General features: G+C 71.8%; 15 protein-coding genes. 9 read left to right on the top strand and 6 right to left on the bottom strand.

The window, feature by feature from the left end:
- Window positions 1-3: 3 nt before the first annotated feature.
- The gene (locus ACQP00_RS40125; protein WP_433206774.1) at window positions 4-2,619 is read left to right on the top strand and encodes a putative bifunctional diguanylate cyclase/phosphodiesterase; all 2,616 of its coding nucleotides are present in this window, start codon (window positions 4-6) and stop codon (window positions 2,617-2,619) included.
- Here ACQP00_RS40125 and ACQP00_RS40120 read toward each other — a convergent pair.
- Complete coding sequence (locus ACQP00_RS40120; protein WP_433206771.1) at window positions 2,616-3,683, bottom strand: cellulose binding domain-containing protein; 1,068 nt, start codon at window positions 3,681-3,683, stop codon at window positions 2,616-2,618. The two genes, ACQP00_RS40125 and ACQP00_RS40120, sit on opposite strands and share 4 nt — an antisense overlap.
- Before the next feature lie 168 nt (window positions 3,684-3,851).
- Between ACQP00_RS40120 and ACQP00_RS40115 the strand changes: the two genes are divergently transcribed.
- Window positions 3,852-4,652, top strand: a complete 801-nt coding sequence (locus ACQP00_RS40115; RefSeq protein ID WP_433206768.1) for a hypothetical protein — start codon at window positions 3,852-3,854, stop codon at window positions 4,650-4,652.
- A gap of 188 nt (window positions 4,653-4,840) precedes the next feature.
- On the opposite strand, the gene ACQP00_RS40110 is transcribed toward ACQP00_RS40115, so the two are convergent.
- Window positions 4,841-5,515, bottom strand: coding sequence for an alpha/beta fold hydrolase (locus tag ACQP00_RS40110; RefSeq protein WP_433206765.1), 675 nt, complete (start codon window positions 5,513-5,515; stop codon window positions 4,841-4,843).
- Between the two features lie 57 nt (window positions 5,516-5,572).
- Between ACQP00_RS40110 and ACQP00_RS40105 the strand changes: the two genes are divergently transcribed.
- Entirely contained in the window at window positions 5,573-6,526 is a 954-nt protein-coding gene (locus ACQP00_RS40105) for a helix-turn-helix transcriptional regulator (RefSeq protein WP_433206762.1), read from the top strand.
- 101 nt (window positions 6,527-6,627) lie between these two features.
- On the opposite strand, the gene ACQP00_RS40100 is transcribed toward ACQP00_RS40105, so the two are convergent.
- Window positions 6,628-7,380, bottom strand: a complete 753-nt coding sequence (locus ACQP00_RS40100; protein WP_433206759.1) for an ROK family protein — start codon at window positions 7,378-7,380, stop codon at window positions 6,628-6,630.
- Between the two features lie 253 nt (window positions 7,381-7,633).
- On the opposite strand from ACQP00_RS40100, the gene ACQP00_RS40095 reads away from it, so the two are divergent.
- Window positions 7,634-8,734, top strand: a complete 1,101-nt coding sequence (locus tag ACQP00_RS40095) for an RICIN domain-containing protein (protein WP_433206756.1) — start codon at window positions 7,634-7,636, stop codon at window positions 8,732-8,734.
- Between the two features lie 108 nt (window positions 8,735-8,842).
- On the opposite strand, the gene ACQP00_RS40090 is transcribed toward ACQP00_RS40095, so the two are convergent.
- Window positions 8,843-9,502, bottom strand: a complete 660-nt coding sequence (locus ACQP00_RS40090) for a TetR/AcrR family transcriptional regulator (protein WP_433206752.1) — start codon at window positions 9,500-9,502, stop codon at window positions 8,843-8,845.
- Between the two features lie 48 nt (window positions 9,503-9,550).
- On the opposite strand from ACQP00_RS40090, the gene ACQP00_RS40085 reads away from it, so the two are divergent.
- Window positions 9,551-10,318, top strand: coding sequence for an alpha/beta fold hydrolase (locus ACQP00_RS40085; protein ID WP_433206749.1), 768 nt, complete (start codon window positions 9,551-9,553; stop codon window positions 10,316-10,318).
- A gap of 3 nt (window positions 10,319-10,321) precedes the next feature.
- Here ACQP00_RS40085 and ACQP00_RS40080 read toward each other — a convergent pair whose 3' ends face one another.
- On the bottom strand, window positions 10,322-12,676 hold the full coding sequence (locus ACQP00_RS40080; protein WP_433206746.1) for a ricin-type beta-trefoil lectin domain protein: 2,355 nt from the start codon (window positions 12,674-12,676) through the stop codon (window positions 10,322-10,324).
- A gap of 74 nt (window positions 12,677-12,750) precedes the next feature.
- On the opposite strand from ACQP00_RS40080, the gene ACQP00_RS40075 reads away from it, so the two are divergent.
- Window positions 12,751-13,545 (top strand): ROK family protein, encoded by a 795-nt coding sequence (locus tag ACQP00_RS40075; protein WP_433206743.1) that lies wholly within the window; start codon window positions 12,751-12,753, stop codon window positions 13,543-13,545.
- Between the two features lie 2 nt (window positions 13,546-13,547).
- Here ACQP00_RS40075 and ACQP00_RS40070 read toward each other — a convergent pair whose 3' ends face one another.
- Complete coding sequence (locus ACQP00_RS40070; RefSeq protein WP_433206740.1) at window positions 13,548-13,880, bottom strand: VOC family protein; 333 nt, start codon at window positions 13,878-13,880, stop codon at window positions 13,548-13,550.
- Between the two features lie 88 nt (window positions 13,881-13,968).
- Here ACQP00_RS40070 and ACQP00_RS40065 point away from each other — a divergent pair, with 88 nt between their 5' ends.
- The 3 genes from ACQP00_RS40065 to ACQP00_RS40055 all read left to right on the top strand — a co-directional run bounded on the left by ACQP00_RS40065 (window position 13,969) and on the right by ACQP00_RS40055 (window position 18,649).
- Window positions 13,969-16,002 carry an alpha/beta fold hydrolase gene (locus ACQP00_RS40065; protein ID WP_433206736.1) on the top strand — a complete coding sequence of 678 codons (2,034 nt, stop codon included), beginning with the start codon at window positions 13,969-13,971 and terminating at the stop codon, window positions 16,000-16,002.
- 1 nt (window position 16,003) lies between these two features.
- Complete coding sequence (locus ACQP00_RS40060) at window positions 16,004-17,098, top strand: nucleotide disphospho-sugar-binding domain-containing protein (RefSeq protein ID WP_433206733.1); 1,095 nt, start codon at window positions 16,004-16,006, stop codon at window positions 17,096-17,098.
- A 159-nt stretch (window positions 17,099-17,257) separates the two neighbouring features.
- Window positions 17,258-18,649, top strand: a complete 1,392-nt coding sequence (locus ACQP00_RS40055) for an IS1380 family transposase (protein WP_433206730.1) — start codon at window positions 17,258-17,260, stop codon at window positions 18,647-18,649.
- Window positions 18,650-18,857: the final 208 nt, after the last annotated feature.

Below are 18,857 nucleotides of genomic sequence, written 5' to 3'. Positions count from 1 at the left end.
CGAGTGCTGCTGCGCGCGTACGCCGCCGTCGGCGTGGTGCTGGGCGTCGTGTACTTCCTGACGCCCGACTCGCCGCTGCGCACCGTGATCTGGGTGGCCATCGCCCTGTCCTCGGCGGTGGCCATCGCGGTCGGGATCGCCGTGCACCGGCCGCCGCGGCCGCTGCCGTGGTGGCTGGCGGCGAGCGGGCTGGTGTCGTACTCGGTCGGCGAGGCGCTGTTCTACTGGCCCCAGCTCGTGCACGGCCGCGCCGCGCCCGGGCCGGGGCTGGCCGACGTGTTCTACTTCGTGCTGTACCCGTGCCTGGCCGTCGCCCTGGCCATCCTGGTGCGCCGGCAGAGCCCCGGCGGCGACCGCGCGGCGCTGATCGACGGCACCATCGTCACCGTCGGCGGGGCGCTGCTGACCTGGGTGTTCCTCATCGAGCCGTACCTGGCCAGCGCCACCAGCGGCACCGGCGAGCGGATCGTGGCGCTTTCGTACCCGTTCGGCGACGTCCTCGTCCTCGCGGTGATGGCGCGGCTGAGCGGCGGGCGCGGCACTGCTCGCGGTACACCCATGCGGCTCCTGTTTCTCGGACTGGCCTGCCTGCTCGCCGCGGATGCCGTCTTCACGTGGCAGTCGCTGCGCGGGAACTTTCACGCCGGCAGCTGGGTCGACGTGGTCTGGATCGCCTTCTACCTCAGCGCCGGGTGTTCGGCCCTGCACCCCGACATGCGCCGCGTCGACGAGCCGCTGCCGCCCGGCCCGCCCCGGCTGTCCAGCGGCCGGGTCGCGGTGCTGCTGGCGGTGGCCGCGCTGCTCATCCCGATCGTCATCACCGTCAAGTCCGCGGCCACGACCGAACTCGCCGTGTTCCTGACCGCCTCCTGCGCGCTGTTCGTGCTCGTCCTGGTGCGGCTGGCCGACGTGGTCAACGTGCTGCGGGAGGGGCAGCGCCAGCGCGCCGAGGGCCGCTTCCAGCGCCTCACCGAGCAGGTCACCGACCTGCTGTCGATCTGCCGGCCCGACGGGATCATCCAGTACGTCACGCCCTCCATCCGCTCCCTGCTCGGCGAGGAGCCGGCCGCGGTGCTCGGCCGCCCGCTCACCGACCTGGTGCACCCGGACGACCGCGACCGCGTGCGGCTCCTGCTGGCCACCCGGCAGGCGAACGGCCAGGTGGGCCCGGTCGAGTGCCGGCTGCGCCGCGCCGACGGCGGGTTCGTGCTCACCGAGACGAGCGGGCGGGCGGTCGACGACGGCGACGAGCGCGGGTACCTCTTCACCACCCGGGACATCACCGAGCGCAAGGCCCTCGAGGAGCAGCTCACGCACCAGGCGTTCCACGACGGGCTGACCGGGCTGGCGAACCGGGCCCTGCTCGCCGACCGTATCCATCACGCGCTGGAACGGCGCGGCACGCCGTACCGACACATCGCCCTTCTGATCGTCGACCTCGACGACTTCAAGACCGTCAACGACTCGCTCGGCCACGCCGCCGGCGACGCGCTGCTGCGCACCACGGCCGATCGGCTCCGCTCCTGCCTGCGCTCGGCCGACACCGCCGCGCGGCTCGGGGGCGACGAGTTCGCGATGCTGCTGGAGCACCTCGACGACGCCGCCGAGGCCGCGCGGGTGGCCGAGCGCGTGCTCACCACCATGCGCCGCCCGATCAGCGTGGGCGGCCGCGAGATCCAGCCGCAGGCCAGCGTCGGCATCGCGCTGCCCGACCCGGACCGCCCGCCGGACGCCGACGAGCTCCTGCGCAACGCCGACGTCGCGATGCACATGGCGAAGCGGCAGGGCCGCAACCGCTACGCCTACTTCGCCCCGAGCATGCAGGCCGGCCTCCTGGAGAAGCTGGACCTGGCCGAGGACCTGCGCGGCGCCATCGAGCGGCATGAGCTGCTCGTGTACTACCAGCCGTTCGTCGACCTCCGCGACGGTTCCATCACCGGGGCGGAGGCGCTGGTCCGCTGGCCGCACCCGCAGAAGGGCCTCATCCCGCCGGACCGGTTCATCCCGCTCGCCGAGGAGACCGGCCTCATCCTGCCGCTCGGCTACGAGGTGCTCGGTGCCGCCTGCCGCACCGCCGCCGGCTGGCCGGTCGACGGGGCCCGCCCGAAGATCAGCGTCAACCTGTCACCGCGGCAGGTGCAGGACCCGGCCGTCACGTTGTACGTCCAGCAGACCCTCCTGCACAGCGGCCTCGACCCGGAGCAGCTGACCCTGGAGATCACCGAGTCGCTGCTGAGCGAGGACGCCGAGGTGGCCGCGAGCCGCCTGGCCGAGCTGAAGTCCCTCGGCGTGCGGCTGGCCGTCGACGACTTCGGCACCGGGTACTCCTCGCTGTCCCGCCTGCACACCTTCCCGATCGACATCCTGAAGATCCCCAAGCCGTTCGTCGACGGCGTGGCGCGCGGGCCGGAGCACTCGGCCCTGGCCCGCGCGATCCTCGACCTGGCCCAGGCGCTCGACCTGCAGGTCGTCGCCGAGGGCATCGAGGACGCCGCCCAGGCCCGCGAGCTGGCGCGCCTGGGCTGCCCGATCGGCCAGGGCTTCCACTTCTCCCGCCCGGTGCCGGAGCGGGAATTCGCGGATCTCCTGGCCCGGGGTGGCTTCGCCCTGGTCTCCTAGCTCGCCGCGCAGGTCACCGCGGGCGTACCGCCGGTGCCGTTGCCGATGAGCCCGAACGTCGCCGAGGCGTTGGGGGCCAGGGCGCCGTTCCAGTTGACGTTGGTCGCGGTCACCGCGGCGCCGGACTGGGTCACCGTCGCGTTCCAGGCCTGGTTCACCGTCTCCCCGCCGGTGAAACTCCACCTCAGCGTCCAGCCCTTGATGGCCGCGGTGCCCGCGTTGCGCACCGTGACGTCGGCCTGGAAGCCGCCGGGCCACTGGTTCGTCACCTTGTACGTGGCGCTGCATCCACCGCTTCCGGATGACGAGCTTGATGACGAGCTTGATGACGGGCTTGCTGATGGGCTCGTGGGCGTCGTGTTGCCGAGGGCTTTGGCGAGTGCCGGATACCAGCGGGCGGCCATCTTCTGGTTGCCGGCGTCGTTGGGGTGCACGCCGTCGCCGGTGTCGGTCGCGGTGTTGAAGCCGGTCCACTGGTCCACCACGACGATCGGGGAGGCCGCCGTCGTCCGGGCGGCCGCCCAGCCCGGGATGGCCGCGTTCAGCGCCACCACCCGCTGCGCGCACTCCGGGCACGTCGACGGGTTCATCGGGATGATCTGGGCCACCAGGATGCGCATCGCGGGGTTGCTGGCGCGCATCTGGTCGACGAGCTTCGAGTACGCGGCGAGGATCGTGTCGGTGCTCCGGTTGCTCCACACGTCGTTGGTCCCGAAGTGCATGAGCACCACGTCCGGGTGGGTGGCGGCGAGCCAGCCGACGAGCTGGTTCTGGTCGGCCACCGCGGTCACCAGGGCGCCGCCGTGACCCTCGCCGTCCCCGTCGTACGGCACCGCGCAGCCCTGCGGCGCCTGCGTCCCGACGAAGTCGATGTTCGTGTACCCGCCGGCCTGCAGCTGCTGCCAGAGCAACGCCCGCCAGCAGCCGGGCGAGCCGGTGATCGAGTCGCCGAGGGGCATGATCCGCACCGGGGCCGCCGCCGCCCGGCTCGGCAGCGCGAGCGCGACCGAGGCGGCCAGCAAGGCCAGTACCGCCGATACCGTGGACATCAACCGCCACCGCATGATGCGCTCCCTCCGGCTCGTTCACCGTCGGGCGGATTGAAGCAAGCGCTTCGACACAGCTCAATGCGTCGGGCCCCGCCGGGGCGGGGACCTGCGGGCGGGCGGTGAAGCTTACATTCGCGGTTGTGACATCCTCGAACCCGGAAGAGTGACAACGGGGGAGGAATCGTGTCGCAACCGTACGAGCATTACGAGGTCTCGCCGGTCGGTGAGGAGTACACGGGGCAGTACCCGCCGCAGCAGCCGTACTCGGCCGTGCCCTACGCGCAGCCGTACTCGGCGCCGCCGCAGCAGCAGCCGTACCAGCAGCCTGCCTACCAGCCCGCGCCGTTTCAGCCGCCCCCGCCGCCCCGGCGGAGCAGCGGGCTGATCGCGCTCATCGCCAGCTTGGCCGTGCTCGCCGTGGTGGCGGTCGCCGTCGTCGTGGTGGTGGTGGTCCGCGGCAAGGGCGACGAGCCGCCGGTCGCCTCCGTCCCGGCGACCACCGCGGCGTCGCCCGCGGCCACGGCGAACGCGCAGGTCGGGCCGGTGGACTCGTGCCTGATCGGGAACTGGAAGCAGTCGCAGTACAGCGCGCTGTTCGACCTGAGTGACGTGACCATCGGCGGCAAGCCGCTGGGCCAGGTCAACCTCAGCGGCGGCGGCCGAACCTGGAAAATCACCGTGGACGGCAAGGGTGTCGAGGACTTCAGCCAGACGAAGTACTCGGGCCAGACCGCCGACGGGCACAAGGTCGACGCCACGTTCACCGGGGCCAACCAGTGGGAGCTCAAGACGGCCAACCACGAGATCCTGTTCACCTCGACCGGCAGCGACGTGCAGATGACGGTGGCCGTCGACGGGAAGGCGACGGCGCCGGAAAAGGTCGAGCCGCACAACAACCCGCAGCCGTACGAGTGCGGCTCGAACCAATGGACCGCGAAATCCCTCACGGACGCGAACGCGGGCACCGTCTACAAGCGCGTTTAGAGCGCCTTGGCGGCGGGGTTTTCACAACCCTCTGGGGCTGGACGGGCACTGGAAGGTCTCAGCACTGTATGGGCGCCTTGGCGGCGGGGTTTGACCGTCGAATGTCCTGAAAAGCGGTGGGGGAGCTTCGCTCCACCCACACCCCCTCAAAACCGCACCGGGTCCTACCAGCGGCGGCGCGGCGGGTTTTAGAGCGCGGCGAGCAGGGCGGCCAGGTCGGCTGGGCGGCTGAACATGGGCCAGTGGCCGGTCGGCAGCTCGTGGACGCGGTAGTCGCGGCGGTCGAGGCCGGCGAAGAACGGGTGGCCGGCGGCGATCATCTGCTCGGCGTCGGCCTTGGCGAAGGTGCTGACGATCAGGTCGGTCGGGGGCTGCTCGGGCTTGAGCAGGCGCAGTCGGCCGTTGACGCTGTCCTTCGGGTGGGGGGTGCTGCGGGCCCGCAGCTGCGCCACGTGCGCCTCCAGGCCGGCGAACTGGTGCGGGTCGTCGGCCGGGTCGTACGAGGGCGGCGGGACGTCCGACTCGGCCGGGCCGCTGAAGTCGGCCTGGGCGGTGCCGTCCGGGACCGGGCCGCTGTCGACGTAGACGACCCGGGTCACGCGGTCTCCGAGGCGGTCGGCGGCGCCGCGGACCGGGAGGCCGCCGTAGCTGTGGCCGACGAGTGTGAGCGCGCGCCGGTCGGCGGCCGCGGTCACGATGTCGTCGATGTGTGAGTCCAGGGTGGCCGGCTCGCCCGCCCGCTCGGCCAGGCCGCCCAGCGTCACCGCCGTCACGTCGTGGCCTGCCGCGCGCAAAGGCTCGGCCACCGCGTCCCACGCCCACGCGCCGAGCCACATGCCGGGGACCAGGATGAAGTTCGTCATGCGGGCAACGCTAGTGTTGAATCAGGGCACTTTCCGCCCTGATGAGGGTGGTGACCCGTGTCACAGTCCACCGGGCGGGTGCTCGCGCTGCTGGAAGTGCTGCAGGCGCAGCCGGGGCTCACCGGGCCGCAGCTGGCGGAGCGGCTCGGGATCGACGAGCGGACGGTGCGCCGTTATGCCGCCGCGCTGGCCGATCTGGGGTTGCCGGTGTCGGCGGAGCGCGGACGGTACGGCGGGTACCGGCTCGCGCCCGGTTTCCGCCTCCCGCCCCTGATGCTGGGCGACGACGAGGCCGTGGCCGTGGTCCTCGGGCTGGTCGCGGCCGAGCGGCTCGGGCTCGGCGTCGGCGCCTCCGCGCGGGCGTCCGCCCTGGCCAAGATCGAGCGGATGCTGCCGTCCGCCCTGCGCGACCGGGTCCAGGCGGTGCGGGCGACCCTCGGCTTCACCCAGCCCGCGAAGGCCGCGAGCCTGTTCGACGTGCGGCACCTGCTCGACGTCGGCGAAGCGGTCCGCGATCGCCGCCGCCTTTCCCTTGTGTACCGCTCGTGGCGCGGCGAGGAGACCCGGCGCGACTTCGACCCGTACGGTGTCGTCTTCCACGCCGGCCGCTGGTACGCGACGGGCCTCGACCACCGCAGCGGCGAACTGCGCACGCTGCGGCTGGACCGCATCGGGGCGGTCACGGTGGGGGAGGACCGCTTCGAGCCGCCCGAGTCGTTCGACGCCGCCGGGCACGTCGTCGGCGCCCTGGCCGCGGTGCCCTACCGGCACGAGGTCGAGGTGGTGCTGCACGCCCCGATCGAGGACGTGCGGCGGCGGGTGCCGGCCTCAGTCGGTACAACTGCGGCGGTTGAAAACGGGACCCGACTGCTGTGCCGGGCCGAGCACCTGGACGGCATGGCCCGGATGCTGGCCGGTCTGGGCTGGGATTTCACCATCGAGCACCCCGCCGAGCTGCGCACCGAGGTGACAAGGCTCGGCGAGCGCCTGCTGGACCTGAGCCGCAGCTAGGCCACGGTGCGGTTTTGAGGGGGTGTGGGTGGAGCGGAGCTCCCCCACTGCTTTTCAGGACATAACGGTGTATCCAACGGTGCCAGGGCGCCCATACAGTGCTAGGCGCCGATCAGTTTCCAGGCGCGCGCGCCGCCGGTGACGCCGGCGGTGTTGGGGACGATCGTCACGTCGTCGCCGAGGAGGGCCACCTGCTCGGCGTCGATGAGGGCCGCGTTGCCGCCGCCGATGTAGAGGCGGTCCCAGCGGAACACCGGGCGCAGCCCGTCGACGACCCGGCGGACCCGGCGCGACCAGCGTGCGTTGCCGATCTCGCGGCGCTGGAGTTCGCCGATGTACGTGTCGTAGGTCTTCTTGCGCCGGATCGGCCCGTGCGACAGCTCCAGGTGCGGGGCCAGCGCCCCGTCGTCGAAGAGCGCGTTGCCGAGCCCGGTCCCGAGCGTGATGACGAGCTCCAGGCCGGTGCCCACCACCAGGGCGGCCCCGTGCACCTCGGCGTCGTTGAGCACCAGCACCGGCTTGCCGAACGCCCGGTTCAGCGCCGCGCGGGCGTCGTAGCCGGTCCAGGCCGCGAACAGCTCGGGGTCGACCGGGGTGTGCGGGCCGGCCCGGTTCACGTAGTGCGGGGTCGCCACCACCCGGCCGTGGCGGATCATCCCGGGCAGGCCGACGGTCACCCGGTCGGCCGGCGGGAGCTGGGCCTCGATGTCGAGCATGGCGCGGATGAAGCGCTCGGGCGGGAACGGGTACGGCGTCGGCACCCGGATCGGGCCGCCGGCCAACGCGTCGGAGTCGTCGACCACGGCCGCCTTCAGGCCGCCGCCGCCACAGTCGATCGTCAGCGTGTTTCCCACCGGTGGATTGTGCGCCGAGCGGCCGCCGGCCGCCGCTTCGACGTCCAAATTGCAATGGTGATCACTGGTTTTCGAACATGGGTGACCGCTCGGCGCAGCGGCCGGGGCGCTCGTCGCGCCGTGGGTGTGCGCCGGGTCGACGAATCGTCTGACATCGCTGAGAATCAATGCGCCGAAGACCCCCTCCAGACCCCTGCACGCCGCCTCCGCCAGGGCGGCGTGCAGGCCATTCCTCCAGGGAGGACGGACAAGCATGCGACGCATTCTCACCACCATCGGGCTGGCCGCGGCGATGGTGGCCGCCGCGCTGGGCGCCGCCGCCGCGCCCGCGTACGCCGAGTCGAACGGCGGCGTGAAGATCATGCCGCTGGGTGACTCGATCACGGACGGGTACAACGTGCCCGGCGGCTATCGGATCAACCTCTGGCAGCGCCTCGCGGCCGGCGGCTTCACCACGGACTTCGTCGGCTCCGGCTTCAACGGGCCGGCGAACCTGGGCGACCACGACCACGAGGGCCACTCCGGCTGGCGGATCGACCAGCTCGACGCGAACATCGTCGGCTGGCTGCGCTCGTACGCGCCGCGCACGATCCTGCTGCACATCGGCACCAACGACATGAACCAGAACTACGACATCGCCAACGCGCCCGCGCGGCTGTCGGCGCTGATCGACAAGATCCGGGCCAACGACCCGAACGTCGAGCTGTTCGTCGCCCAGATCACCCCGGAGAGCGACGCCACGCTGGAGTCGCGGGTGCAGGCGTACAACGCGACGATCCCCGGCATCGTCGCGCAGAAGGGCGCGAAGACCCACCTGGTCGACATGCACTCGGCCATCACCACCGCCGACCTGGCCGACGGCGTGCACCCCAACGCCGGTGGCTACGACAAGATGGGCGCTCGCTGGTACTCCGCGCTGCAGGCCTTCCCGGCCAGTCTCCAGGGCGGCGGGGTGCCCCCGGTCGGCGCGGCGGGCGGCGTGACGAACCCGCAGTCCGGCCGCTGCCTCGACGCCTCCGGGGCCGGCACCGCCAACGGCACCCAGCTCATCCTCTGGGACTGCCACGGCGGCACCAACCAGTCGTGGACGCGCACGGCGGCGGGGGAGCTGCGGCTGTACGGCAACAAGTGCCTCGACATCAACGCCAACGGGACCGCCAACGGCACCAAGGTGCAGCTCTGGGACTGCAACGTCACCACCGCGCAGAAGTTCACGTTCAACACGGACGGCACGATCGTCGGCGCCGGCTCGGGCAAGTGCATCGACGTGAACGGCAGCGGCACCGCGAACGGCACCATCGTGCAGCTGTACGACTGCAACGGCACCGGCGCCCAGAAGTGGGCCCGGCGCTAACGCTCTCCACTGTATGGGCGCTTTGGCGCTATGTCATACACCGTTATGTCCGGAAAAGCGGTGGGGGAGCTTCGCTCCACCCACACCCCCTCAAAACCGCACTGGGGTCTACGTGTGGTGAAACAAGAGGCCGGTCAGCAACGAGCGCAGGGCGCGTTCGAAGAGGTCGGGTACGTCCTCCGGGGCCTTCAGGGCTCCGGAGGACGCCTCCTGGATGGCCGCGGCCAGGTTCTGGTACTTGGTGAAGTCGATCGCGGCGAAGCCGAGGCCCTCCGGCTGCGGCCGGGCGAACAGCACCACCACGCCGGTGATCATGGCGACCGCCTCGAACTTGGCCGTGACCGGGCAGCGGACCGGGGCCAGCACGCCGATGCAGTGGTCCAAGTACGCGAGGGCGTTGGGGCCGAAGCCCTTCGTCTGCTGGACCACCTCGGGCAGCCAGGCGTGTCGCTTGTAGACGGTCAGCTGCCGGCGGGCCAGGGCGACCAGCGCGTCGAGCGGCTCGTCCGCCTCCGGGTACGGCGCGATGTCGCCGATCACCGCGTCGGCCATGAGGTCGAGCAGGTCGTCGCGCGAGGAGAGGTACCGGTAGAGGGATCCGGCCCCGGTGCCCAGCTTCGCGGCGACCGCGCGCATCGACACCGCCCCGAGCCCGTCGGCGTCGGCCAGCCCGATCGCGACGGCCACGATCTCCTCGCGGCTGTGCGACGGCGTGGGCCCCCGGGTGCCCCGCGGCGGCCGCTGGAATATCGACTGGCTGTCCCCCACCTCACTACTGTAAACTGCAAACGTCGTTCGCAAATAAGAGGAGGTGGCATGGATCCGGTGGATCTGGTGGTCGTGCACGGCGGGGCGATCACCGCGAAGTACTACGAGCCGCTCGCCCGGCGCCTGGCCGGCCGGGTCACGGTGCACCTGTACAACCGGCGCGGGCGGGCGGACGCGGGGCCGCGGGCGCCGGGGTACACGGTCGACGACGAGATCGCCGACCTGGCCGCGGTGCTGGAGCGCACCGGCGCCCGCAACGTGCTCGGGCACAGCTACGGCGGCCTGGTCGTGCTGCGCGCCGCGCTGGAGCTGCCGCTGGACAACATCGTGCTGTACGACGGGGCGGTGAACGTCGACGGCACGTTCCCGACGGACTTCATCCCGCGGATGCGCGCCTACATCGACGCCGGCGACGTGCCGCGGGCGCTGGCCGTGATGAGCGGCGGCCTGAAGCTCAACGGTCTGTCGTTCGGCGTGCGGGTGGCGGTCACCAAGCTGTTCCTGAAGACGCCGGTCGGCCGGATGATGGGCGAGCTGCTGCCGGGGACGATGCTGGAGACCGAGGAGGTCGCGGCAACCGCCGGGCCCGCCACGGAGTACGCGGGGATCACGGCGCGGGCCCTGCTGGCCGCGGGCGGGCGCAGCGGGGCGTACTACCGCGAGATGAACGAGAAGCTGGCCGCGGCCATGCCGGACGCCCGCACGGCCGTCGTGCGCGGCGCCAGCCACAACGAGCCCTGCCTGGGCCGTCCGCGCTTCGCCGACCTGGTGGCCGACTTCCTGGCCCGGGCCCCCGAAGAGGCCCGGGCGCAGTAGCGGTTACCGTGACCAGCGCTGGTTGGCGCCGCCGTTGCAGGTCCAGAGCTCCACCAGCGTGCCGTTGGCGGTGTTCTGGCCGGTGACGTCCAGGCACAGGCCGGACTGGACGCCCTTGATGGTGCCGTCGGAGCCGACGGTCCACTGCTGGTTCGCCCCGCCGTTGCAGTCCCAGATGGCCACCGGCGAGCCGGGCGCCGTTGCGTTGTTCAGGACATCGAGGCACTTGTTGGAGTACACCCGAAGCGCCCCTGACACCTGGGTCCATTGCTGGTTGGCGCCACCGTTGCAGTCCCAGATCGCGACCTGGGTGCCGTTGGTCTGTGTCTGGCCGGGCACGTCGAGGCAGCGCCCGGACTGGGCGGAGACGAGCTGGCCGCTGACCGGCGGGGGCGGCCCGGACACGGCGGTGACCGACAGGTTGTCGAACTGGGCGGTCTCGCCCTGGCTGGTGCCGATGCCGACCTGGCCGGTGTACCACGACGCGTCGGTCAGCGTCGCCACCGTCGCGCCGTCGATCTGGGCGGTGAGCGTGGTGCCCGAGAAGGTCAGCGCGATGTTGTGCCAGGTGCCGGTGCCGGGCGCGGAGACGGTACCGGAGCGAAGGGTTGTCATGGCGTTGTTGACGTCGTTGCGCAGCACACTCCACGCGCCGGTGTTCGACATCCGCAGGTAGTAGGCGTTGAGCCCGGCCGGCCCGAACGCGTGCTGGGTGCCGGCCCGGCCGATGACCTCGACGTATCCGGCCTGCTCCAGCAGCACGTCGGTGGAGACCTTGTAGTTGCTCCAGCTCAGGTCGCCCAGCAGCGCGTAGGGGTCGCTGAGGTCGTCCCAGGTGATCGGGGCCCGCGGCGACATCTGCCGCACGCAGGTGGTCCCGCCGCACTGGGCGATCTCGAACGCGCCCTGCATGTCGGCCAGGTACTTGGCCTCGCGGCCGATCGCGTAGCCGTTGAAGTTGTCGGAGTACGGCAGCGCGAGGGTGCCGGCGGCCGGGGAGGTGGCGGTGCCCTTGCCCTGGCCGGTCGTGGTGCTCAGGGTGTACACCCGGCCGGGCTGGAGCGTCACCGTGTACGTCCCGCCGGACGGGGTCACGTCGCTGGTGTGCGCGAAGTAGTCGGCCTGGTTGGCGCTGGACAGCAGCGACGACCACACGTGCACCGACCCGGTGGACAGCCCGCCGGTGACGGTCGCGGTGAACGGCTGCGCGGCGGTGGCGTCCAGCGTCTCGATGACGACGCTGTAGTTGCCGCTGTTCGGGTCGCGCATGGTCACGTAGCTGCCGTTGGCGCGGTTGCCGCCCAGGTAGCCGGAGGCCGAGTCGAGGTAGCGCCAGCCCGGGGCGGTGAACTGCGTGGTGTGCGCCATCACCCAGGTGTTCTTGCCGATCGAGTAGTTGCCGGACCACGGCTGCGCGGCCAGCGCCACCCCCATCGTCGGGAACGGGATGTTCGGCGTGATCGCGGCGATCACCGGCCAGTTGAGGTAGGCGGTCATCTTCCCGTCGATGTAGCCGCGGTTGATGCCCCGCGCCAGCGCGACGGCGCCGAGGTTGTAGTCGTCGGAGCCGTTCTCGCTGGCCCAGACCTTCTTCCCGCTGTTGATCGCGTTGGTACTGCTCGGGCAGTTGGTCTGGGTGCCCCGGTACCCGCACACGTAGTGCGAGCCCAGCACGTCCACGGCGGCCGCGAAGGCGGGATCGCTGACGACGTCGTTGGCCGGGTCCCAGCTGGTGTCGTCGGCGACCACCTTGACGTTGGCGTACCCGCGGCTGTTGAGCGCGGACTTGAGCCGCTCGTACCAGCCCTTGTCGTACCCGCGCTCGTTCCAGCCCCCGATGTAGTCGAACGTCAGCCCGTGGCTGTTCTTCGCGCAGTCCAGGAAGCTGATGTAGTAATTGATCATGTCGTCGGACCAGAAGTTCCCGTTGCCGATCCAGCCCGGCGCGCCCCAGGCGAGCGCGTAGAGCTTGATCTGCGGATTGCGCGCCCGGGCCTGCTCGGCCATCCACCACTCGTAACCGCGGTTACAGTTGAGATCGCTCGCGGTGTGCTTGTGGCTGGGCTCGGCCCCGCTGGTCGAGTTGGTGTCGCCGCCGACCTCGACCTTCATCATCTGCATGGCGGCCCCGTAGCCGGGCTTGAACAGGTAGTCGAGAATCTGGCTGCGCTGGGGTTCCGGGTAGTCGAAGAGCAGCCGGCTGTTGCCGCCGCCCCCGGAGATGGCGCCGACACCGTCGAACGTCCGCCCGGCGGCGGACCCGTTGATCGTGACGGTGGTGGCAGCGGCGGCCCCGGTGCTGACGAGCTGGGCGGCCACGAGACAGGCGACGGCGAGCAGGGCAAGACGAGCCTTCATGTGCGGTCCTCCATGGCGGTGGGGTGAACCACGCCCAGATTCCCACAAATATCGACACACCTCTACAATGAATTGTGTCGATCTCCTTGGACATTGGCGGAACCTGGACCCGCGTCCTGCACGACGGCTTTGTCACCCGCTTCCCGACCGAGCCGTCCTACGACCGCGAGCTGGCCATGATCGCGGCGGCGGTGCCGCCGCTGGCGTCCCCGCTCGGCGTCTCCTTCTGCGGCCGCCTGACGCCGGACGGGGTGGTGCGGGTGGCGCTGAACCTGCGCGAGTACGAGGGCCGCCCGTTGGCGCTCGACCTCGCGACCTTGCTGGACACCCCGGTACGGGTTGCTCACGACGCCACGTGCGGCCTGCTGGGCGAGGCGCTGTCGGGCTCGCTGCAGGCGTTTTCGCGGTGCGGGTACCTGACCTTGTCCACCGGCGTGGGCGCGGCCCTGCGGCTGGGCGGCGTCTGGCTCACCACGGAGGCGGGCCACCAGCTGGTGCCGGGCAACGACGAGCCGTGCTCCTGCGGTCAGACGGGCTGCCTGCAGACCCTGACCGGCGGCGACGCCCTGGCCCGGCGCCTCGGCCGCCCGTTGGAGGAGATCGACGACACCGCGTTCTGGCGGCGCTATGCCGAGGATCTGGCCTTGGGCGTGGCCAACTTCGCGCTGAGCGCGGGGCTGGACGCGGTGGCCCTGGGCGGCGCCATAGCCCTGACCCGCCCCGCCCTCTGGCCACCGCTGCGCGCGGCCTTGCATCGGAGGCTGACGTACCAGCATGTGGAGGTGCTGCCGGCCGCCCTGGGGGAGACGGCACCCCTGACCGGCGCCGCCCTCCTGCCAACGCTGCCCGAGGACGCCGTCCTGCACTGAGGTCACTCGACGCAGAACTCGTTGCCCTCCGGGTCGGCCATCACCGTCAGGTCGTCGCCGCGTTGGAGGACACGGGCGCCGAGGGACTCCAGGCGGGCTACCTCGTCCGCCACGGGGCCGGGGGCGCGCAAGTCGAAGTGCTGGCGGTTCTTGGCCGCCTTGGGCTCCGGCACCCGCTGGAACCAGATGTTCGGGCCGCCCCAGCCGGCGGCCTCGACGAAGGCGCGGTCCGCGGTTGAGTCCTCGTCGACGTCGGAGCCCAGGGCCGCCGCCCAGAAGGTGGCCTGGGCCAGCGCGTCGGTGCAGTCGAAGGTGACGCTCTTGATGTAGGTCACCGGAGCACAGTATCGGGCGGGGTGACCTTTCGGGCGCAAGTATCGCGAGAGGCGTACAAAACGGACGATCAGGTCCTATCGTCGTATTGTGCTCACGCTCAGTGATCCCGAGATGGTGCTCGACACCGCCGTCGGGCCCGTTTCGGCGCTCGTGCGGCGGCCTGGCGGCGACCGCGAGCAGGAGGCGGCCGTGGTGCTGTGTGCGGGGGTGGTCGGGTCCAAGGAGGACTTCCTCCCCGTGCTGCCGGGCATTGCCGGCGCCGGGTACCACGCCTACGCCTACGACTACCGCGGGCACTACGCGGAGCTCGACGAGGAGTCGCCCGAGGGGCACACGATCGCCCGGCACGCGGCGGATCTCGTGGCCGTGCTCGAGAGCATCGGGCGCCCGGTGCACCTCGTCGGGCACTCGTACGGCGGGTTCGTCGCAAGGGCCGCCGCGCTGCTGAAGCCGGAGCTGCTGCGGTCCGTGGCGCTCATCGGGGCCGGGCCCGGGATGGACGGCGCCAAGCATCGCCGGCTGCTCGCCGGGTTCGACGCCACGCTCAAGCTGCAGGGCGCGGCCGTCATGTGGCCCGTCGTGCGGCGGCTGGTGCCCGAGCGGGACGTCGACCGGCGGGAGTTCTGGCGGCGGCGGCTCGACGGGATGCGGCTCGCGTTCCTGCACGGTGCGCTCCGCTCGCTCACCGCCGAGTCCGACCGGGGCGCCGACCTGCGGGCCACGCGGCTACCCGTGCTGCTCATGCACGGGCACCGCGACCAGCGGCTGTGGTCCGCGCGGGACTTCGCCGGGTACGCGGAGCGCGTCGGGGCCGCGCTCGAGATCATTCCCGACGCGTCGCACAGCCCGAACCTCGAACAGCCGGAACGCACCACCGAGGCGTTGACGCGGTTCTGGGACGAGGCGGAGCGGCGGCACGCCGAGCGGCTCTTCGTGGACCTGGTGCGGCCGCGGGCGCTCGCCGATCCGTACGCCCACTACCGCGCGCTGCGCGAGCGGACGCCCGTGCTGCGCGTGGATCTGCCCGGCAAGACGGCGGCCGTGGTGCTCAGCCGGCACGCCGACGTGTCGCGGCTGCTGCAGGACCCGATCTTCGCCAGCCCGGGGGAGGATCCCGCGCTGCTGACGCCGAACTGGCGGGACGTGCGGATCATTCGCTGCCTGTACCAGTCGTTCGGGTGGCGCGAGGGCACCGTCCACAGTGAACTGCGCGCCGCGCTCGCCCGGCGGCTCGTGCCGCGTCGGGCCGAGGAGTTGCGGGCGCACACCGTCGCCACGGCCGAATCGTGCCTGGACGCGCTGGCGGAGCGGCTGGCGGTACAGGAGACGGTGAATCTGGCCGAGGCGCTGGCGATCCCGTTCGCCTCGCTCGTCACCGGGCGGCTGCTCGACATTCCCGACGCCGAGGCGCTGCGGCTCGGGGAGGCCGCGCGGGCCGCGTCCGCGGCGTTCGAGCCGTTCATGACGCCGCGGCAGCGCAGCGAGATGGCGACCGCGGGGGACGAGATCATCGACGCGCTCGAGGTCTTCGCCGGGCAGGCGGAGACCGGGCTGCTGCCGATCGTGCGTGGGCTGCGGGCGGATCTGGGCGAACAGTACCTCGGCGATCTGGTGCTGCTGTTCGGGGCCGGCTACGACTCGCCCGCCAGCCTGGTGACCCTCGGGGCGCGGTTGCTGCTGTCGTACCCCGACGAGGCCGCCCTGGTGCGCGGGGGCGACGACGCCACGGCCGAGCGGGCCGTCGAGGAGATCCTGCGCTACGAGCCGCCGGTGCAGGTCGCGGTGCGCATCGCCACCGCGCCCGCGCGCTTCGGCGACGTCGAGGTGCGGCCGGGCATGGCCGTGCTCGGGCTGGTCGGGGCGGCCAACCGCGACCCGGCGTACGTGGAGAAGCCCGAGCGCTTCGACGTGCTGCGCCGGCCCGGGCGGGCGGCGCTGAGCTTCGGCGCCGGGCGGCACTTCTGCCCGGGTGCGGCGCTGGCCCGGCTGCACGCCCAGGTGCTCTTTCCCCGCCTGCTGCGCCGGTTCCCGGGGCTGCGCATCGCCGGGCCGGTGCGCTACCGCGCGCCCGGCACCATGCTGCGCGGCATCGAGGACCTGCCCGTGACCCTCGGAGCGTGACATGCGCGTCCTGTTCACCATGAATCCCGCCCCCGGGCACCTGTTCTCGATGGTGCCGCTGGCCTGGGCCCACCACCTGCGCGGGGATCAGGTGCTGGTGGCCGTACCGCAGCCACTGCACCAACAGGTCCGCCGGGCCGGGCTGACGGCGGCCGTGGTCGGCGGTGACGCCTCGTTCTTCGAGCTCTGGCCGGCCGGGCTCGACCTCGGCGGCAACGAGGAGCTCGACCTGGACGTGTTCGTCGCCCTCGCCGAGCGCACCCGCGACGACGTCGACGCGCTCGTGCGGGCGTGGCGGCCGGACGTGGTCGTCACCGAGCCCGTCGAATACTCCGGCCCACTCGCCGCCACCCGGGCCGGGATCCCGTGGGTGCTGCAGCACTGGGGGCTGCCGGTCCCGCCAGAGGTGCACCGGGCCGCGCTGGCCAAAGTCCACTCGCGACTGTCCATATTGTACGGCGGGATCACGGTCGATCCACCGGCGCTCACCATCGACACCTGCCCGCCGAGTCTCGGCTCCGTGCCGGGCGGGACGCCGATGCGGTACGTGCCGTACAACGCGGCCTGCACCATCCCGAATTGGCTGTTGGAGGCCCCGTCGCGCCCGCGCGTGTGCGTGTCGATGGGCACCGTGCCGATCCCGGAGGGGGTCGACGGCCTCACCGCCGCCGTGCACGGCCTGCACGGCCTCGACGTCGAGATCGTGGTGTCCGGCGCCGGCGTGCACAACCTGACCGGGCTGCCCGACGACGTGCGGCGGATCGGCTGGATCCCGCACAACCAGGTGCTGCCGGGCTGCGCGCTGTTCGTGCACCACGGCGGCTCGGGCAGCTCGATGGCGGCCCTGACCATCGGCCGGCCGCAGCTCCTGATGCCGCAGATGTGCGACCAGTTCGCCATCGCCGAACGGCTCACCGCGGCCGGCGCCGCCCGCAGCGTCCCGTTCCCGGAGCGCTGCGCGTCCGCCGTGCGCATCGAGGCGTCCAAGCTTCTCTCTGATGACGGCTACCACGTTCGCGCGGCCGAGCTGGCAGCCGAAATCGCCGCGATGCCGGCGCCGTCCACTGTGGCTGATCTGATCTCGCATACCGTGTGATGTCGTAACACCCACCGAGGCTGAGCTGATCGCGCTTAGCCTCGATCCACCGACCAACGGTCACGTTGTGAGGTGCGAGGGTATGGGAAATGCCCTCTGACCTGGAAGGATGGGAGTTCTCTACGCTTCCATCACCCTGGTCGAGAGGGCATCTCGTAGGTGCGATTGTTGCATGCTCGCCGCGCGGTCGATGCGGTGTTCGACGAGGCGAATCTGGTGTCGTGTGCCGGCCTGGTGCCGGTGATGGGTCTGGCCGAGCAGGTCGATCTGGCCGGGCTGGTCGCATCCCGGGTGCGGCCGGATCTGTCCACAGGGTCGAACGCGGGCGCCAAAGCCGCCGCGGTCGTGGCCGGGATGGCGGCTGGCGCGGACAGCATCGACGACCTGGACGTACTGCGGCACGGTGGGATGGCCATGCTGTTCGCCGGGGTGTACGCGCCCTCGACGCTGGGGTCGTTCCTGCGGTTCTTCACCTGGGGCCACGCCCTGCAGTTGGAGGCCGCTGCCCGGGACCTGCTGGCCGCCCTCGCCGCGGCGACACCGCTGCTGCCCGATGCGGGCAGGCAGACGTATGTCGACGTGGACTCGTTGCTGCGGCGGGTCTACGGTCACGCCAAGCAGGGCGCCGCGTTCGGCCACGCCAAGGTCGGTGGCTACCGCGTGCGCCTGCGCGGCCTGTCCCCGCTGGTGGCCACGATCAGCACCGCCACCGCGGCGCCGGTGATCGCGGCGACCCGGCTGCGGGGCGGCAACGCCGGCTCCGCCCGCGGCGCGGCGTCCCTCGTGCGTCAGGCGATCGCCACCGCGCGGTCGTGCGGCGCCACCGGCCGGATCCTGGTCCGGGCCGACTCGGCGTTCGGCTCCGGCCCCGTGGCCACCGCCTGCCGCAACGCCGGAGCGAACTTCTCCCTCACCCTGCAGTCCAACCCCAAACTCCGCGCCGCGATCACCGGGATCGACGAGCAGGCGTGGACGCCGGTGCGCTACCCCGGTGCCGTCTACGACGCCGACACCGGATGCTGGATCTCCGAGGCCGAGGTCGCCGAAACCGTCTACACCGCATTCGAGTCCACCCGCCACAAGATCACCGCCCGCCTCGTCGTGCGCCGGGTCAAGGAACGCAACCCCGCCCCCGAAGGCCAGGAGGCGTTGTTCCCGATGTGGCGGTATCACGCCTTCCTCACCGACACCACGGAATCCACCGTGGATGCTGATCTGACCCACCGCGGCCACGCCGTCGTCGAACAGGTCTTCGCCGACCTCATCGACGGGCCCCTCGCACATCTACCTTCGGGCCGGTTCGCCGCCAACGCCGCCTGGCTGAGCCTCGCCGCGATGACCCACAACCTGCTGCGCGCGGCCGGCTGCCTGACCAGCCCCCGCTACGCCACCGCCCGAGCCGCTACCATCCGCCGCCAGCTGATCACCGTCCCAGCCCGGCTGGCCCGCCGAGCCCGCCGCCTCATCCTGCACCTGCCCACCCACTGGCCCTGGCAGCACTCGTGGCAGACCCTCTTCGACCGAGTCCACGCACCACCCGTCCCGGCCTGACCCGGACCAACCGCCCACCCCGGGCCCACCCTCGCCACGGAGCACGCCGGCGCGCCGGCGTGTCCATCACGCCCACCGACCAACACAATCAGCACACATCGATGCAATGCTTCGCGACACGCGCACCTCAGGGCCCATCGGTGGATCCAGGCTTAGGTCTCGCGCTGTATGGGCGCCTTGGCAGCGGCGTCTACCGTTTGATGTCCTG

This window comes from Dactylosporangium sp. CS-047395, assembly GCF_050942185.1.
Lineage (GTDB): Bacteria > Actinomycetota > Actinomycetes > Mycobacteriales > Micromonosporaceae > Dactylosporangium.
The sequence above is the reverse complement of the archived record's forward strand: the minus strand, read 5'-3'. Positions and strand labels throughout refer to the sequence as shown.

Bases quoted from the DNA above. Each gene is read 5' to 3' on its own strand.
- ACQP00_RS40080 (WP_433206746.1), bottom strand. From the start codon at position 12,676: ATGAAGGCTCGTCTTGCCCTGCTCGCCGTCGCCTGTCTCGTGGCCGCC.
- ACQP00_RS40120 (WP_433206771.1), bottom strand. From the start codon at position 3,683: ATGCGGTGGCGGTTGATGTCCACGGTATCGGCGGTACTGGCCTTGCTG.
- ACQP00_RS40060 (WP_433206733.1), top strand. From the start codon at position 16,004: ATGCGCGTCCTGTTCACCATGAATCCCGCCCCCGGGCACCTGTTCTCG.
- ACQP00_RS40110 (WP_433206765.1), bottom strand. From the start codon at position 5,515: ATGACGAACTTCATCCTGGTCCCCGGCATGTGGCTCGGCGCGTGGGCG.
- ACQP00_RS40095 (WP_433206756.1), top strand. From the start codon at position 7,634: ATGCGACGCATTCTCACCACCATCGGGCTGGCCGCGGCGATGGTGGCC.
- ACQP00_RS40085 (WP_433206749.1), top strand. From the start codon at position 9,551: ATGGATCCGGTGGATCTGGTGGTCGTGCACGGCGGGGCGATCACCGCG.